Annotated in this window: 19 protein-coding genes and 1 tRNA gene; 15 read left to right on the forward strand and 5 right to left on the reverse strand. The window is 41.1% G+C overall.

Annotation, left to right across the window (positions count from 1 at the left end; genetic code table 11):
• Positions 1-5: 5 nt before the first annotated feature.
• Entirely contained in the window at positions 6-527 is a 522-nt protein-coding gene (locus BLS32_RS11810) for a hypothetical protein (protein ID WP_139171760.1), read from the reverse strand.
• A 108-nt stretch (positions 528-635) separates the two neighbouring features.
• Here BLS32_RS11810 and BLS32_RS11815 point away from each other — a divergent pair, with 108 nt between their 5' ends.
• The 9 genes from BLS32_RS11815 to BLS32_RS11855 all read left to right on the forward strand — a co-directional run bounded on the left by BLS32_RS11815 (position 636) and on the right by BLS32_RS11855 (position 5,116).
• On the forward strand, positions 636-1,193 hold the full coding sequence (locus tag BLS32_RS11815) for a DUF1543 domain-containing protein (RefSeq protein WP_091396149.1): 558 nt from the start codon (positions 636-638) through the stop codon (positions 1,191-1,193).
• 80 nt (positions 1,194-1,273) lie between these two features.
• Complete coding sequence (locus tag BLS32_RS11820; protein WP_091395898.1) at positions 1,274-1,759, forward strand: low affinity iron permease family protein; 486 nt, start codon at positions 1,274-1,276, stop codon at positions 1,757-1,759.
• Between the two features lie 106 nt (positions 1,760-1,865).
• On the forward strand, positions 1,866-2,456 hold the full coding sequence (locus BLS32_RS11825; RefSeq protein ID WP_091395901.1) for a TetR/AcrR family transcriptional regulator: 591 nt from the start codon (positions 1,866-1,868) through the stop codon (positions 2,454-2,456).
• 3 nt (positions 2,457-2,459) lie between these two features.
• Complete coding sequence (locus BLS32_RS11830; RefSeq protein ID WP_091395904.1) at positions 2,460-2,687, forward strand: hypothetical protein; 228 nt, start codon at positions 2,460-2,462, stop codon at positions 2,685-2,687.
• Between the two features lie 21 nt (positions 2,688-2,708).
• Positions 2,709-3,965, forward strand: coding sequence for an MFS transporter (locus BLS32_RS11835; RefSeq protein ID WP_091395907.1), 1,257 nt, complete (start codon positions 2,709-2,711; stop codon positions 3,963-3,965).
• A 37-nt stretch (positions 3,966-4,002) separates the two neighbouring features.
• Entirely contained in the window at positions 4,003-4,152 is a 150-nt protein-coding gene (locus BLS32_RS18510) for a hypothetical protein (RefSeq protein ID WP_091395910.1), read from the forward strand.
• 11 nt (positions 4,153-4,163) lie between these two features.
• Complete coding sequence (locus BLS32_RS11845) at positions 4,164-4,391, forward strand: hypothetical protein (protein ID WP_091395912.1); 228 nt, start codon at positions 4,164-4,166, stop codon at positions 4,389-4,391.
• A gap of 10 nt (positions 4,392-4,401) precedes the next feature.
• Positions 4,402-4,776, forward strand: a complete 375-nt coding sequence (locus tag BLS32_RS11850; protein ID WP_091395915.1) for a YchJ family protein — start codon at positions 4,402-4,404, stop codon at positions 4,774-4,776.
• A gap of 91 nt (positions 4,777-4,867) precedes the next feature.
• Positions 4,868-5,116 (forward strand): hypothetical protein, encoded by a 249-nt coding sequence (locus BLS32_RS11855; RefSeq protein ID WP_091395918.1) that lies wholly within the window; start codon positions 4,868-4,870, stop codon positions 5,114-5,116.
• Between the two features lie 61 nt (positions 5,117-5,177).
• Here BLS32_RS11855 and BLS32_RS11860 read toward each other — a convergent pair whose 3' ends face one another.
• From BLS32_RS11860 to BLS32_RS11870, 3 genes are all read right to left on the reverse strand, one after another.
• A complete protein-coding gene (locus BLS32_RS11860) occupies positions 5,178-5,387 on the reverse strand; it encodes a hypothetical protein (RefSeq protein ID WP_091395921.1) in 210 nt (69 codons plus the stop codon).
• A 91-nt stretch (positions 5,388-5,478) separates the two neighbouring features.
• A complete protein-coding gene (locus BLS32_RS11865) occupies positions 5,479-6,678 on the reverse strand; it encodes a sensor histidine kinase (RefSeq protein WP_091395924.1) in 1,200 nt (399 codons plus the stop codon).
• 77 nt (positions 6,679-6,755) lie between these two features.
• A complete protein-coding gene (locus BLS32_RS11870; protein ID WP_217639566.1) occupies positions 6,756-9,194 on the reverse strand; it encodes an AsmA family protein in 2,439 nt (812 codons plus the stop codon).
• Between the two features lie 147 nt (positions 9,195-9,341).
• Here BLS32_RS11870 and BLS32_RS11875 point away from each other — a divergent pair, with 147 nt between their 5' ends.
• The 3 genes from BLS32_RS11875 to BLS32_RS11885 all read left to right on the forward strand — a co-directional run bounded on the left by BLS32_RS11875 (position 9,342) and on the right by BLS32_RS11885 (position 11,879).
• The gene (locus tag BLS32_RS11875; protein WP_091395927.1) at positions 9,342-10,070 is read left to right on the forward strand and encodes an endonuclease; all 729 of its coding nucleotides are present in this window, start codon (positions 9,342-9,344) and stop codon (positions 10,068-10,070) included.
• Positions 10,067-10,792 (forward strand): DUF72 domain-containing protein, encoded by a 726-nt coding sequence (locus BLS32_RS11880; protein ID WP_091395929.1) that lies wholly within the window; start codon positions 10,067-10,069, stop codon positions 10,790-10,792. Before BLS32_RS11875 ends, BLS32_RS11880 begins: the two co-directional genes overlap by 4 nt.
• Before the next feature lie 70 nt (positions 10,793-10,862).
• Positions 10,863-11,879 (forward strand): LLM class flavin-dependent oxidoreductase, encoded by a 1,017-nt coding sequence (locus tag BLS32_RS11885; protein ID WP_091395932.1) that lies wholly within the window; start codon positions 10,863-10,865, stop codon positions 11,877-11,879.
• Between the two features lie 35 nt (positions 11,880-11,914).
• On the opposite strand, the gene BLS32_RS11890 is transcribed toward BLS32_RS11885, so the two are convergent.
• Positions 11,915-11,989, reverse strand: a tRNA-Val gene (locus BLS32_RS11890).
• A gap of 124 nt (positions 11,990-12,113) precedes the next feature.
• Between BLS32_RS11890 and BLS32_RS11895 the strand changes: the two genes are divergently transcribed.
• Genes BLS32_RS11895 through BLS32_RS11905 form a run of 3 tightly spaced genes read left to right on the forward strand, consistent with a single transcriptional unit; the run spans position 12,114 to position 17,174 of the window.
• A complete protein-coding gene (locus BLS32_RS11895) occupies positions 12,114-13,577 on the forward strand; it encodes an alpha/beta hydrolase-fold protein (RefSeq protein WP_217639567.1) in 1,464 nt (487 codons plus the stop codon).
• 52 nt (positions 13,578-13,629) lie between these two features.
• Complete coding sequence (locus tag BLS32_RS11900) at positions 13,630-14,004, forward strand: response regulator (protein WP_091395937.1); 375 nt, start codon at positions 13,630-13,632, stop codon at positions 14,002-14,004.
• 2 nt (positions 14,005-14,006) lie between these two features.
• Complete coding sequence (locus tag BLS32_RS11905) at positions 14,007-17,174, forward strand: PAS domain-containing protein (protein WP_091395939.1); 3,168 nt, start codon at positions 14,007-14,009, stop codon at positions 17,172-17,174.
• Positions 17,175-17,607: the final 433 nt, after the last annotated feature.

Raw genomic sequence — 17,607 nt, forward strand, 5'->3', positions numbered from 1 at the left:
TTAAACTATTTTGTACTTGTTGAAGTAACTCTCTTAAAGCTGCTATCTGATAATTTTAGCATTTGTACCACATCATTATATTTCGTACTTGTCATTTTATTTGCCAGATCACCTGGCACAATAACGACCCTAAAAACCTGATCTTGTGTATAAGCAGGAGTTAAAACAGAATCATTTGACTGGTCAAGATAAATACTGATATCACTTCGCGTGAAATCAAAATTGTATTCTAATTCTCCGCTTAGGAAATAATACGTTTTTGGTATCGATTCCCAGATATCAGCACCACCGGTCGTACTGCCTTTAAGCCTGTAAGCCAAAACCATGTCTCCTTCGTAAATTTGTGGAAACTGGTATACAATTCCATAGAAATCTGTTCCATCATTAACAAAATCTACGTTAGTTATTTCATATACATCTGCTACCAAAGCAGTTCCTTGTTCTCCCTGCGGCCCTGCATCGCCTTCACAGCTTTGGGTCAATGCCATTCCGGCAACAGCAGTCAGTAGTAAAAATATCTTTTTCATAATTTTAATTTTTAATTGTTTATAAATGTATCCCAAAAATTAAACCAAAAAAAGTATTTTACGGTAATTTTAGTAAATTTAAGGAAGATTACAATTAATGATTATTTTATGGATGTCAAGCTTTTCATGGCCATCATTGGCTGCAAACCCGACGGAAGATTTACAGAGCAGCACGATGTTTTTTTCGGGGCTGCAAATTCAATGAAAGAACTTATTCCACAAATGAAAGCATTCTGGCCCGAAGCCAAAGGAAAAATCCATATTGATTCGTGGCGTGAAGTGACTGCTGTCGATGGTTATAAAATCGAAGTGGTTCCTAAGGATGATTCGATCAGCAATCCCGAACGCCTTTTTTTCATTAATCTCGGCGGTTACAAACCCGATGAATTTGAGGAATACCATTATAAAGTGCTTGCCATCGGCGAAAGCCTGGCCGAAGCCTCAAAAAAATCCAAACAAACTTCGTTTTTCAAGCATTGGGGATTTAAAGGCGCGAATGCACACATTGATGACAAATATGGCATTGATGTCGATGACGCGTACAATGTTTCCGATATTTTAAAGCCAACATTTCAAGAACAATTCAGCCTTCGGATCACAAAACCACAAAACATCACTGAAGATGTGCTTCACATTGGCTATTACCGACTCGAGAAACTGCCCTAAACCTGATAACAATCGTATCTTTATTAACTTATAGCTATCCGATGAAGATGTCTGATGGATAGCAAAAATTCAAAACAATCATGAAAAAAAATTCTGGTAAAGGCAAGAAAAAAAATTCGTTTGACGCCCTAGCAACTGCTGCTGCAAAAGCAACAGGAAGTACAACAGCTTTTACACTTGCCACATTAACTGTTGTAGTCTGGGCGGTAACAGGGCCAGTTTTCAACTATTCTGAAACCTGGCAGCTCGTGATTAATACTGGAACCACGATCATTACTTTCCTGATGGTTTTCCTGATTCAAAAGGCACAGAATAAAGATTCACTTGCCATCCAACTCAAATTAAATGAGCTTGTTGCGTCGCATGAACTCGCCAGCAACAGGCTTGTTGACATTGAAGACATGACAGAACAGGAAATGGAAGTCATCAAAAAATATTATGTGCATTTAAGCAAACTGGCGCAAAAAGAAGAAAGCCTGCAATGCTCGCATTCTATCGAAGAAGCAGAAGAACTGCACCACATCAAAGCCAAACTCAAAAAAGAACGCGATCAGTTGCCCTCATAAATTCAGATTTAAAATTAATCCCTGTATCGTTCGGGGATTTTTTATAAATTTTATATAAATAAGCGAACATTCATTTATAATTTATACATTTGCAAAAAAAATTAATATGCGTACCAGAAACGCCGATAAAGAAAAATTGGTCATTGAAAAAGCGATCGAACTCATTGTAAGCGACGGATTTGAAGGTTTTAGCATGAACAAGCTTGCGCGATTGTGCAACATTTCGGTCGCGACTTTATACATCTATTACCAGCATAAAGATGATCTGATAACGAAAATCGGGTCTGAAATTGGCACTGCTTTTTTTGCACATACATTGAAGGATTTTTCTGCCGATATGCCTTTTCCGCAAGGTTTGAGGAAACAATGGGAAAACCGGATTTCTTTTTCATTACAGCATCCTAAAATTGTAGCTTGCTTTGAAATCATCCGCCATTCGCCTCACGGAGAACAGATTTTGCAGACAGCTGTGAGCCCGTTTAAACAAATCATGGCCGATTTTTTCACCAATGCTGTTGATAATAAAGAATTGCAACCACTGCCTATCGAAGTATTCTGGAGTGTAGCATACGGCCCGCTTTACAGTTTACTGCGTTTCCACAGCGAAGGCAAAAGCATGGGCGGCAAACCATTTTCACTAACCGATGACTATACGAATCAAGCGCTTGAATTGGTGTTGAAAGCATTAAAGCCATAAATCATGGAAACGAATTTAAACCACATTTTGGTTTTCAAAACCAATATTGACCAACTTTCCACCGATTGTGCCTTGTCAGAATCGTTGGGCAAACAAACCGGAATTTCACAATGGAGTATCGATCATGAAGATTGTGACCGCGTGCTTCGCATTGTTTCGAAAACTTTATCAAACCACGACATCATTTCACTCATCAACGCACATGGATTTGAGTGTGCCGAATTACCATAACATCAAACAAAAGTCAAAAAAATGGACACTCAAAAAATAGAAATCCCACCATTTACACCGCATCAAAAATTCATTATCGCGATATTGGCATTGTTGCAATTTACCGTCATCCTGGATTTCATGGTCATTTCGCCACTTGGTGATATTTTAATGAAAACACTGGACATGAGTACGGCCAACTTCGGAATGGTCGTTTCTGCTTATGCATTTAGCGCCGGGATTTCAGGTTTGCTGGCTGCAGGTTTTGCTGATAGATTTGACCGTAAAAAACTGCTGATCTTCTTCTACACCGGATTTATCATCGGAACTTTATGCTGCGCTTTTTCTCCAAATTATCAGATGCTACTCGCGTCAAGGATCGTCACCGGATTTTTTGGCGGCGTCATCGGATCTGTTTCATTGGCCATCGTAACCGATTTATTTGCGGTAAATCAACGTGGCCGTGTCATGGGATTTATCCAGATGGCATTTGCTTCAAGCCAGATCTTAGGAATACCGATCGGTATTTATTTTGCAAATCTTTGGGGCTGGCATTCGGCTTTCTTAATGATCGTCTTGCTGGCATCGGTAATCCTAATTGCCGTGATCTTTAAAATGCAGCCTGTGAATAAACATCTGGAAATACAATCGGATAAAAGTCCGTTCCTGCATTTGTGGCATACTTTGAGCAATAAAAATTACCAGATCGGATTTACGGCAATCGCCTTTTTATCGGTCGGCGGATTTATGCTGCAACCGTTTGGAAGCGCATACCTGGTCAACAACATCCACATCAGCCACGCACAATTGCCAATGGTATTTTTCTTTACCGGCGTTTCGGTTTTGATCATCATGCCGCTCATCGGGAAACTCAGCGACCGCATCAATAAATTCAAGCTTTTTACAATCGGATCGGTTATTTCGATCGTGATGATTCTGATTTACACCAATTTGCCTGTCGTACCATTATGGGAAGTTGTCGCGCTAAATATGATCCTTTTTATGGGAATTATGAGCCGAATGGTTCCGGCAACGACTCTAAATACGAGTATTCCGGAAGTGAAAGACCGCGGTGCCTACATGGCAATCACGTCTTCGATGCAACAGATTGCAGGCGGAATTGCGGCAATTTGTGCTGGATACATCGTGCATCAGCAAACAAAAACGAGTCCGCTCGAAAATTATGGATTGCTCGGCATCATCATTTCATGCGTGACTTTAACAACAGTTTTCCTGATTTACCGCGTAAGCAAAATGGTGCAGCGAAAAGCCGATACTATTAAAATTCCTGCGGAATAAAATCGTAATTTTACGGCTGATTGACATCCAATAAATCATGGGCAGAAATAACGAAAGAAACATCAAAAAGCACAATGACAAACTGCATAAAGCGCAGGATAAGGCGAAGCAGGCAGACATTTTGCGCAAAGAAAAACTAGCTGAGATCATCAAAAAATTCAACGAGAAAAATTCCGAAAACAGTTAAATAATCAAGTTATGGAAGAATTAAAATTCAGTTCATTGCAGTACGAAGTCCAACAGGTTATCGACTTAATGGCTGCCGGAAATTTTGGCGGTGCGAATGACAGGCTCATCGAAGCCAGCGACATTCTTGACGAATTGCTGGATTTTTCAGAAGCCGATGAAGACCTGATCGAAATCAGCCGTTACCAGGTTTTGCTGAACCAGCTGCAGCAGAAAATCAACATCGGACTTGGAAAATAATTACTGAAAAATGTCAGATGAAAAATGTTACTGCTGTTCTGAAAAGCTATTTTCAGATTGTTGCGAACCTTTTATCCTTAGAAAGCAATTTGCGCCTACTGCCGAAGCATTAATGCGTTCGAGATATTCGGCATACGCAACCCATCATGCCGATTATCTGGTAGAAACAACTGCTGCTGCAACACGAAAACTCCACAAAAAATCAGATATTTTAAATTGGGCGAAAAGCAATCAATGGGTAAAGCTCGAAATCATTAATTCATCCGAAAATATTATAGAATTCAAAGCGCATTATATTGACAACCAGTTTAAGGCACACATTCATCACGAACGGTCAAAGTTCATAAGAGCGGACAACCACTGGTTTTACAGCGATTTTGAATAGCACAAGACAATCGTATAAATTTTTACCGGCGTTCTGTAACATTCATATAGGCATTCAGGGTTAAATTTACTTAACCCAAAATACTACGAATATGAAAACTTTCAATGCTTTTGATGAAGCCAAATTGGCTGCCGCAAATTTTGACGATAATATTTCTTCCCTTGACGACCAGCTTTTAAATATCTACTGGGAAAAAAAAGAACTTGAAGAGTTTCTTCCGAAAATTGGAACATACGCTACCGCAAAAGAAGTCGTAGCCATTACACTGGCGCAATTGGCTATGATGGAAAAGCATATTGTTTCCATCTTACACAAAATGTCTAAACCACAAGGCAATTAATTATAAACAAAAAAAACTACAACAATATTTGCTGTAGTTTTTTTATAATGCCTAAGGAAGCTTAAGGCATTTTTTTAGTTCCTGTTCCTGCGGTATCTACAGGAGCGGTTCCAGTCGTATCAACTGTTGCCGGCATTGCGGTTACAGTCGTATCGGCAGTTGTGCTGGTTTCAGTTTCCGTAACTGTTGGTTCTGCGTTCTTACAGGAAACCATTGTGGTCGCTATAACAGCAAACAACAATACCAGGCCAGATCTCATTAATTTCGTCATGATTCTATGTGTTTTGGATTAGTAATCTTATAAAGATAAGCAATTGATTTTCAAACAGCTTACAAAATTTACACAATTTTTTTGTAATATTTTACGGATGATTTACAGGAAAGAAAACGGTAAAAACCGCGCCTTTCCCCGGATTTCCATCAGCGGCGATCAAACCGTTGTGGTATTGCATGATTTTCTTGCAGATCGCAAGGCCAACACCGGTTCCGCTATATTCTTTTTTACCCTGCAGCCTTTGAAACACTTCGAAAATCTTGTCTTTATATTTTGCTTCAAAACCAATTCCGTTGTCTGTGACAACAATTTTATGGTATTTCCGGTTTTCGATTTGTGACAATTCGTATGAAACAGAGACCTCAGGAGCAATACCTTCCTTACTGTATTTGATCGCATTGATGATAATGTTTGAAAACAACTGTTCCAAAAGCGGCGGAATTCCATGAATCACTGGCAAATAATCAAATTTAAATTTGACGTTTTTAGTTTCAGAAATATCTTCGATTGCCGTAAATACTTGTCTGAGGATCAAATTCAGGTCGGTTTCCTTCATTTTTAAATTCTCAGAATCCATTCCGGAATAAGCAAGCAGGTCATTGATCAGGTTTTGCATGCGCTCTGCCGTTTTGCCGATATTTTCAAAATAACCTTGCGATGCTTCTTTAAGGTTTCCCGATTCCAGTTCGAGAATGCGGCCCGTAAAAATCCGGATTTTCCGAAGCGGTTCCTGCAAATCATGCGATGCAATGTAATTGAACGAAGCCAATTCCTCGTTCTGCGATTGCAACTTGCTGTTTTTCTGCTCCAGCAACGCTTCCTTTTTTTCGAGCAATGCATTCACTTTTTCAAGATGCAAAGCCGATTCTTTTTCAGATGTAATATTTTTGGAAGTCACAGTAACCGAATCGCCTACTTTTTCTATAGCCGCAGCCAACCAGATCGTTTGCCCATTTTCAAATACAGAAATTTCATACGTTTCGGAAATTCCGGTAGCAATCACATGAACCATCTTTTTAAAAATCCCGTTTTCAAAAATTCCTGGATAAACCTCGCGGCAGGTTTTATGGATGACATTTTCTACTTTTTTCCCGAAATTTCCCGGAACTTCAGCATTGGTAAATACGATCCTGAAATCGGTTATTGTCCCAGAATCACTTCGGATGGCCGCATAATTGGCAATTCCGTAATAGGTCGAATTGAGAATCGCAGCAAGCAGTGCCTTTGACGCATTGAGTTCGTCAGTAAGCGCTTCGATTTTGCTTTGTTCAGAAATGTTTCCAGCCATGATAGATCAAGCAATTAAGGTTGCCTAAATTTATAAAAAATACGCAATACCATATCGCCCTTGGTGTTAAAATAGCATTAATCCTGTTTTTGCTTCCGCCCGAGGCTGACTTTTACTTTTCCGTCATCGCCGTCGGCAGCGATCAATCGAAGCATAATGCCACGGTTTCTGCGTTTCGCAAGCTCATCGGCATCGGTAATGTCTTTGTCTTTTTTTGGATTCCGAAGCGGAACGGTGACGTAAATATTCGTTCCTTTTCCGAAAGAATACACGCCTTCGACATCCATATTTAAAATGCTCGAATTGATCTGCATCGGGCTGATCGTCACTTTTTCACCCGAAATATCAAAATCGCCTTTCAGGTTGTAAAACGAAATCGTATCAAAATCGCGAAACGGAAACGCAAATTTCCCAATGCTTTTTATAGGCGAAAACTGCAGCAATTTTACTTTTTTCAATCCAAAATCTACTTTCCCAATCATTGACTTTGGAACAACGCCGCCCTGATCGGTAATTTTTCCTGAAATGTTTGTGTTTGCCGACAAATATCCATTCAGGTTTTTTGCCTGCAACGACTGCAGCCCGAAATTATCAAACGCATAAAAAAACTTGCTGATATTCACATTTGTAACGACCGCATTCATTTGAAACGGATTGATTTTTCCTTGTTGCGATAACGTTCCGCTGAGCTTTAAATTTCCATCGGCATGGCGCAAACCTGCATTTTTCAATTGGATACCCGAATCATTCAAAAACAATGAAGCCGTAACATTAGTCGCATAAAACCGGTCATAAAAAAGCTTGTCTACGTTCATCGTCATATTCACATTAATGTTGTCAAACAGCTTGTTCAGGTCTTCGGTGAAATTGGCGCGCGTACTTTTTTTCTTTACAGATTTGACTTTTTTCCGCGTACTTACAAATCCCATAAATTCACCCAAATGCAATTGCGGACTTTTAACTTTCCAGTCAACCACAATTTTTTCTGGTGCAGTATAATACAAATTCAGAAAATTCCGGATACTGCCTTCCATATTGACGATGCTTTTTCCGCTTCGCAAGTGAATGTTGCTGATCGATAAATCTTCATCCTTAAAATTCAAAATCACTGAAATGTCATTAAAATCAAGGTTTCTCGGCGCATATTTTACATCGGCATTCTTAATTTGGATTGTGCCTTCCAGCTTGGGTTTTGCAAGTTCATAGTTCACAATATCGGCTTCATAATTGACTTTTACAACCGCTGTTCCTTTCGAAAATCCGAGCAAGTCTTTATCAATAATATTATTGAGTTTCCCGATTTCAAACTCCGATGAAAAATCACCGACGGCAATCGGCTTGTCGAAATTCAGGATGAGAGTCTGCTGCATCAAAATCGGCATTCCGGCATAATCGCCTTTAAAATTGAAAATCTTTACAGCCGAATTTGCATCGTCAAAACCTTTATCGGCAATATTATGATTCGTAAACTCGCCGTCAAAACTGCAATTGTCGATCATGCCGCCCGAAGTCGTCAACATGTTGTCACGGATTTTTGCCTTCACGTGAATCAACGGATCGCCAAAATCATTAAAATCGCCAACAATGTCGCAAGTCACAAAAATCGGTTCTTTTAAATCGAATAAATCGAGGCGCGAACTGATATTTGGCGCCAATAATCTGGATGCATTTTTCCACAAAATCTTTTCATTTTTGATATGGATTTCAAAATCTGCCGATTTTTCCAATTGGAATCCGGCCGAAACCACAAAATCCTCACCTCCTATTTCAAGCTGGTTCGGCAAAACTGCAATCGAATCTTTCGTATAAACGATATCAAATTTCCCTTCAACGATTTTGTCTTTCAAAAAACTGCCACGATCGGTACTGAAAGCCATGCTTTTCACCAGTGTATTCAGATTCAGTTTCGCATTAAATCCTTCAGGAGTATAATCGAGATCGCCGTCAAGGTCATCAATATTAAAATGGAATAATTTCTTCTTGCTCTGGTTGTCAATCGCAAAATCTACATGATCAAGACTAAATTTTTTGAGTTCGGGCAAAGCGCCGCTTTCTCCGTTTTTTTTGGTTCCCGATTTCTTAAAAACATTGCTGTTGCTGTAACCGTTTTTATCGGTAAAAAGATCGACTGACGCATTTTTAATATCGATTTTCTTGATTTCGATAGTTCCATGCAGCAGTGCCAATGCATTTACGGCAATGTAAAAATCTTCGGCCTGCAAAAAAGTATGCTTGTGTTTTTCATAAAGGCTGTCGCGGATGGTTACATTTTTCAGGTTTAACGACAACCGCGGCAAACTCCGCAAAAACGCGGGTTCCATATCTCCAATCGTTAAACTGCCGTTGATGTTTTTATTTAGCTCCGTGGTAAGCGACTGCAACATTTCCTTTTTATGTGCATTAATGTACCACGCCATTCCGGCATAAGCGGCAAATATCAGCACGATCAATATTCCGAAAACCTGCAAGATGCGGCGGATGACTTTTCGTATTCTGGATGTTTTTTCTGGGATCATTTCAGGATTATCTGTTCCTAAGTTACGCAGAAGATTTTAAAATGGATGAAACTTTTCCCATTTCGGCAAATCATGCAACCCATGTTAAAAATCATATAATCTTTTGAAAGCATTATTGCAGAATTTTATATTTCTAATTTTCGCATTATGCCAGAAGGACCAACGATTGTCATTCTCAAAGAAGAAGTTGCAAAGTTCGACGGAAAAGAAGTCATTGCTGTGACGGGAAATACCAAAATCGACCTCGACAGATTGCTGCATCAAAAGGCAACATTCAAAAGTTGGGGCAAACATTTCCTGATTTGCTTTGACGGATTTACGGTGCGCATTCACTTTTTATTGTTCGGAAGTTATCTGATCGATGAAACGAAATCGGCACAAATCCGGCTGGGTTTAACGTTTCCAAACGGACAATTAAATATGTATGCCTGCGGCGTAAAAATCCTCGAAGGCGACATCAACGACCATTATCACTGGAGCGAAGATGTGATGAATGAGGATTGGAATCCAAAAAAGGCAAAAGCGAAGCTCAAGGAAGTTCCAAACAAACTGGCTTGCGATGCGTTGCTCGAACAGGATATTTTTTCAGGCGTGGGCAACATCATCAAAAATGAAGTGCTGTATCGGATTTTTGTGCATCCAAAATCGGAAATCGGGGAAATCCCAGCCAAAAAAATAACCGAAATGATTGACGAAGCCAAAAATTACAGTTTCGATTTCCTCAGATGGAAAAAGCAAAACGAACTCAAAAAGCACTGGTTAGCCCATACGAAAAAAACTTGCAAACGCTGTGATCTTCCAATAATCAAAGAATATACAGGCATTAAAAAAAGACGCAGCTTTTACTGTGAAAACTGCCAGATTTTATACCAATGAAAAACGAAAATATCCATATCGGTTTATCGGCATTCAACAATACGTACTGGAAAAATATTTTTTATCCGGCCGATATTCCGCGTACCAAATGGTTTGATTTCTATGCAACAAAATTTAAAACTTACGAACTCAACGGTACGTTTTATAAAGCGCCAACAGTCAAAAGCCTCAAAGCCTGGCATGATAAAGTTCATGCAGATTTTTCGTTTTCGGTCAAAGCACCCAAACTCATTACACATTTTAAAAAATTCAACAATTGCGAGACGGAGATTTCCGATTTTTACAGCATTTGCCGCGAAGGTTTAAAAGAAAAACTGGCCTGCATTTTATTTCAATTGCCGCCGTCTTTTGATTACAGTCCGGAAAAACTCAAGCTCATTATCAATTCATTGGATCCGACTTTTAAAAATGTTGTGGAATTTCGAAATGCAAGCTGGTGGAAACCCGAAGTTTTTGAAGCTTTTGCAGCGAATAACATTACGTTTTGCAGCGTCAGTTACGACAAATTGCCATCCGATTTAATCGAAACAAATGCAATCGGTTATATTAGATTGCATGGCGTTCCGAAATTATTTTATTCGGAATATTCAGCAGATGAACTTCAGGAACTGCAAAACAAAATCCTTCAAAAAATCGGCTGGAAAGAAGTGTTCGTTTACTTCAACAATACGGCAAGTGAAGCCGGGATTTTAAATGCGCTTTTGATGAAAGCAATCCAATAACCAACTATGAAATCACGGCATTCAAACCTCAACTTCTTTTCGTAAATTCGTAGTCATTAAAAAAATCACTATGGAAATCGGAATAGACAGTTTTGCTGCGGCCAATAATGACGGCTCGGCAAACAATAATATGCATGCGCTGAATGAATTGCTTGAACGCATCGAACACGCCGACAAATCAGGTTTGGATGTTTTCGGAATTGGGGAACACCACAGAAAAGAATTCCTCGATTCGGCGCCAACAATGATTCTTGCAGCAGCTGCTTCAAGGACGAAAAGAATCAAGCTTTCGAGCGCGGTCACGGTTTTAAGCGCCGCCGATCCGGTTCGGGTGTTTCAGAATTTTGCGACATTAGACCTGATTTCACAGGGACGCGCAGAAATGGTCGTTGGACGAGGTTCTTTTACCGAAGCTTTTCCGCTTTTCGGATTGAATTTGCGCGATTATGATGCGTTATTTTCAGAAAAAATCGGATTGCTTTTAAATATCCGTGACAACGAATTTGTAAACTGGTCGGGAAAATTTCGCCCGGCATTGCAAAATCAACCCATTTACCCGAGGCCTTTGCAGGAAAAATTACCAATATGGATTGGCGTTGGCGGCACACCCGAATCATTTGTACGCGCCGGTACACTTGGATTGCCGCTGATGGTTGCCGTGATTGGTGGCGAAACACACCGCTTTCGCCCATTGGTCGATTTGTATCGCGAAGCTGGTGAAAAAGCCGGGCATGCGCCTGAAAAATTACAAGTCGGATTGCATTCACTGGGTTATGTGGCCGAAACCCGTGAAGAAGCTGTTGAAGATTTTTATCCCGGTTATGCCGAAATTTTCACTCGAATCGGCCGCGAGCGTGGCTGGCCGCCGGTAACACGCCAGCATTTTGACTCGCAAAATGGCCCGAAAGGCGCTTATTTGGTTGGAAATCCTGAAGAAGTTGCTGAGAAACTCATCCGACATAGCGAATCATTAGGTGGCATTTCAAGATTTACTTTTCAGATGGACAACGCCAAGTTATCGCATGCGCAACTGATGAAATCCATTGAGCTTATTGGCAAGAAAGTGATGCCGTTGGTCAATTCGTAAAAAACAAAACCCTGTACATTACAGGGTTTTAATTGTGGGCGATACTGGGTTCGAACCAGTGACCCCTACCTTGTCGAGGTAGTACTCTGAACCAGCTGAGCTAATCGCCCGAGTGGTGCAAATTTATCATTTGAGTTTGGATTTTCAAATAAATACTTTCTTTTTATGAAAGATAAATCCAGATTTTAAAACTCTGTTTCCTTTTTATACCTTAGAGCAATCAAAATGAATCACATGAGAACAATCTTTACTCTTTTTATCGCAAGCTGCTTTTTATCAGCCTACAGCCAGAAAATTAATGTTAGTTATACTGCAGATGCATCGGCGGCACCATTCACAGGAAAAGTATTTTTATACCTGTCAAAAGACAATAAAAACCCGAAAGACAATTACGTCGGACTAGTTACATTTCCGTGTTATTCGATAGACGTCAAAAACATCAAACCCGGAGAAAGTGTACAGTTTGATGATAAAGCGGTTTCTTATCCCGTTGCGCTATCAGACCTTGAACGGGGCAAATATTACATTCAGGCAGTTTGGGACAGAAATCTCGGCGGGCGTTCGATAAGTGAAAGTGCAGGAAATATCTACAACGAAGCCACGCAATTGGAATTTACTAAAGATTTCAATAAAACATTTGCGATCAGCTGCAGCAAAATCAATGCGGATGAAGTTTTTAAAGACACGAAATTTGTAAAGGAAATGAAAGCACCATCGGCATTGCTGTCTGGGTTTTACAAGCGCACAGTTTCCGTAAACGCGGCAGTTTTATTGCCTGAAGCCTATTATTCACAACCCAATAGAAAATTTCCCGTATTGTATAAAGTAAGCGGCTTTGGAGGCGATTACCATCATTTTTCAGGGAATGAAAACATCAAAAGCCAGCCAATCGATACGACAGCCTGCATTCAGGTGTACCTTGATGGAAGCTGCCCGCTAGGACACTCTGTATATGCCAACAGCGACAACAACGGACCCTGGGGTGATGCGCTGGTAAAGGAATTTATTCCGGCAATTGAAAAAAACTACCGCAGCAATGGCGCACGTTTGTTAACCGGACACAGCAGTGGCGGCTGGACAGTTTTGTGGTTGCAGACCCAATATCCTGATACATTTGCGGGCTGTTGGTCGAGTTCGCCCGATCCGGTAGATTTCAGGAATTTCCAACAGGTCAATTTGTATGAAGACACGAATATTTTTTATGACAAGGAAGACAAATTGCGATCGGTGGCAACGGTTGCTGGCTATTTTCAATGGGCTTCAATGAAAACCATTTATCAGATGGAAAACGTGATTTATCGCGGCGAGCAAATCCATTCATTCGACGCTGTTTTTAGTGTCCGTCAGGCGGATGGAAGCCCGCGCCGGTTGTGCAACTCGCAAACCGGAATCATCGACCGCGAAACGGTGGAACATTGGAAAAAATATGACATTTCGCTAAACCTTCGGACAAATTGGGACAAATTAAAACCTTCTCTTGACGGAAAAATCCGCATATCTATAGGCGATCAGGACAATTTCCTGCTGAATCACGCCGTGCATTTGTTGGATGACGAAATGAAAAAGAAAAATGCAAATCTGGTATTTCAATATTATCCAGGCGATCATTTTACCGTTTCCACACCGGAATATATGAAAGCCGGAAACCAGTTTTTGCAACAGGCTTACGTAAATTTCCTAAAAAAGCAAAAGCCTTAAAATAATTCCACAAAGCTTTTAAAATTCGATTCGATTTTTTTATTTTTACTACATGAAGTATAGAGATATCCTATTGATTGATGATGAAGATGATTGCGAGATCTTTTTATTTGCCATACAAAAAGTGTACGGCGAAAGAAACTACACCACGCGAAACCACGCTGCAAAGGCATTGCAACAACTCGAAATGCAGCAATTGCAGCCCGACCTGATCTTCCTTGACCTCAATATGCCTGTAATGAACGGTGTGCAATTCCTGTCGGAAATCAAAAAAAATGCCCGCCTTAAAGAAATTCCTGTAATCATACTGACTACTTCGTCACAGCCCGAACTCATGGAGCAAACCAAAGCTTTGGGCGCACATGACTTTGTCACCAAGCCCAGCGATTTCTCCGATTTTGTAAAGATATTTGAATCAATATTGTAGTTTTGAAAAAGGACATCCATACAAAACCATCGGAATTTTCGCTCAGTTATTCTGACATGGCTTCGCTGATCGATGACGGCCCGGCAATCTTCTGGACTTGCGATCGCGACGGCAGCTGCACCTGGCTCAACAAAAAATGGTTTGATTATACGGGGCAAAATGAAGCCGATGCCTTAGGTTTTGGATGGACACTTGCCATACATGAAGATGACCGGGAACCGGCTGCAAAAATTTTCATTGAGGCCAATGAAAAACAGCAGCCTTTTGACCTAATTTACAGGCTGCGTGACAAAACCGGAAATTACCAATGGTTCATCGACAAAGGAACACCGCGTTTTTCCGATGGAAATTACATAGGTATGGCCGGTACTGTCGTGAGCATCCACAACCAGAAAACAGCCGTTGACGAAAGCCTCCATAAACTGCGGACAATCGTGGAAAGCGCACCTTTTCCGATAGGTGTTTATATTGGGAAAGACATGATCATCGAACTCGCCAACCAATCGATACTCGATGTTTTTGGCAAAGGCAGCGATGTCATCGGCAAAAGCTATAAAAAAATCCTGCCTGAGCTTACCAACCAAAAAATATTCGAGCAACTCGATCAGGTTTATGACACCGGAATTCCATTTCATGCCGAAAACCAATACCTTGACCTTATCGCAGAAGATGGTTCTGTAAAACCTTACTATTTCAATTACAGCTTTACGCCGTTATTTGATTCTGACGGAAAAGTCTACGGCATTATGAATACCGCAGCCGTTGTCACGGATTTAAATGTCGCCAAGAAAAACATTGAAGAAAGCGAGGCGCGTTTCCGATCCCTGATCGAAGAAGCACCTGTAGCTACTTGTCTTTTTGCTGGCCGGGATATGGTGGTTGAAGTCGCAAATGAAAAAATGCTGAGCTTTTGGGGTAAAGGAAATACCGTTTTCGGAAAACCTTTCGCCCAAGCCGTTCCCGAACTAAAAGGGCAGTCGTTTCTCGATATTCTCGACGAAGTCTACACTTCCGGGAAAACTTATGAGTCAACTGAAGCGCCTTGTGAACTAATCGTTGACGGCATTCCCGGAATTTATTATTTTGATTTTACATACAAACCGTTGCGCAATTCCGCTGGTGAAGTATATGCCATCATGGACATGGCCGTAGATGTCACCGACAGGGTTGTTGCCAAACAGCGCGTTGACAAATTCCAAAAGCAACTCCTCGCCTCCTTTGAAGAAGCACCTGTAGGAATTGCGATCATCAAAAAAGAGCATCTCGAATTTACAATGGCCAATCCGTTCTACGGTGAATTGGTAGGCAGAACGCCTGAACAAGTAATTGGAAAGCCATTGCTTGAAGCTTTGCCTGAGCTTGCAGGCCAAGGGTTTGACCAAATTTTGTACGAAGTTCTCGACAGCGGAAATCCGTTCATAGCCGATGAAGTTTCGGCAGAATTATTCAGAAACGGCAAACTCGAAACCATATATGTCGATTTGGTATACCAACCCCAATTCAATGATGACGGCACGACTTATGGCGTATTTGTCGTTGCCACAAATGTCACCCAGCAAGTCACTTCGCGAAAGAAAGTAGAAGCCAGCGAAGCCAAGTTGCGTTCGGTGATTGCCAATGCACCGGCCGGAATCGGATTGTTTGTTGGCCGCGACCTCATCGTAGAGTTGCCCAATAAAATGTTTATCGACATCGTAGGAAAAGGGCCTGATATTTCAGGAAAACCGCTGCGTGAAGTCATGCCCGAGCTTTTGACTGAAGGCCAGCCTTTCCTCAAAATCCTCGACGATGTGTTTACTACCGGGACCATGTTCCAAAGCGACGGCGCACAAGTTAAGATCGTCCAAAATGGGATCATGACCTACAATTATTACAACATTACCTATTCGCCTTTATTTGATGAAAATGGCGAAGTATATGCGATTCTGGACATAGCAATCGATGTGACTGATACCGTAAAAGCCAAACAAAAATCTGAAGAAGCCGAAGCCACCTTACGCGGTGCGGTAGAACTTGCAGGACTGTCTACATGGAGCTTCGACATTAAGAACAATATTTTCAGCTATTCGCAAAGATTTATTGACTGGCTGGGCTTTTCAGCAGATTCCAAACACATTTTAGAAGCCTATAATCCTGTTCCTGAAGCATACAGGCAACAAGTCATCGATGCCATTCAGGAAGCCGTAAAACCAGACGGTTCTGGAAATTATACCAATGAGCATCCGATCATCAACTACCAAACCGCAGAACGACGCATCATTCATGCACAAGCACAGGTATTTTACGATGCCAACGGCCAGCCCGAAATTCTTCGCGGCACCGCACAGGATGTTACCAAAGAACGCATCCTGCAGCAACAGCTCGAATACGAGGTCAGGAAAAGAACAGAGGAACTGCAGGAAGCCAATGCCGGACTGGGACAAGCCAACAACAGCCTTCAAAAGAACAATGCCGAACTCGCACAATTTGCCTACATTGCTTCCCATGACCTTCAGGAGCCGATAAGAAAGATCAACATTTTTGCTAAAATGCTCGAAGACAGTCTTGGCGAAACCAACATTCAGACCAAAAACTACCTTAACAAAATCAATGTCTCTGCCGTCAGGATGATGAATTTGATACGCGACATCCTCGCCTATTCACAACTTGGCAAAGAAAATGATGCTTTTACGGCGGTCGACCTGAATGAAATTGCACATGGCGCGCTGACTGATTTTGACCTGATCATCGAACAAAAAAATGCCAACGTCCATTTCAATGAATTACCCGTAATTGAAGCGATTCCGCTACAGATGTCGCAGCTCTTCGGAAACCTGATTTCGAATTCCTTAAAATACAGCCGTGACGATGTTGCGCCCGATATCAGCATCACCGCATCGGCCTTATCTGAAAACGAAGCGGTAGAACACGGCATTTACGAAGCCGGACTGTACTATAAAATCGAGTTCAAAGACAACGGCATCGGATTCCGTCAGGAACATGCCGAACAGATTTTCAACATTTTCCAAAGGCTGCATGGCAAAACAGAATATGTGGGCACCGGCATCGGGCTAGCGATCTGCAAAAAGATCATGCAAAACCACCACGGTAACATTTATGCCATTGCTGAAAAAGGAAAGGGCGCGGCTTTTGTCGTGTTGCTTCCGGTAAAACAATCGCATAAATTATAGCAACAGCAGGCAAAAAAGATATCATCCCTTTTAATTTTTAAAGCCAAATACTTTTTATTTGGGCATCGCCTGCGGCACGGGCTGTCCGCTTTATCTTTATACGGTTCCGCTGTGCTGCACCATATAAAGGATGCCGCTGCCATCCCTGATGCAGCCACTCCGTAACCAACACCAATCATCAAGCAAAACCGCTTCAGAAAAGTTTTCTTACAGTTTGATCATTTGTTCATTTAAGGTAATTTCTCCCGAAAATAGCCCTTTTCATTAAAGCTATTTTTTTAATCGGACAACAGGAAACCGTGCGTATAAAGGAATCCGGATTGCATTGGCCTAAACTCTTCCCCGCACTTTTTCCTGGGCTTAAACATTCTTATTACTATTCTTACATCCGACTATCCCTAATTATTTGGCACTTTACTTAAGATTTGACTTT

Origin of the sequence: Flavobacterium noncentrifugens (assembly GCF_900100375.1) — a bacterium.
GTDB classification, from domain to species: Bacteria; Bacteroidota; Bacteroidia; order Flavobacteriales; family Flavobacteriaceae; genus Flavobacterium; species Flavobacterium noncentrifugens.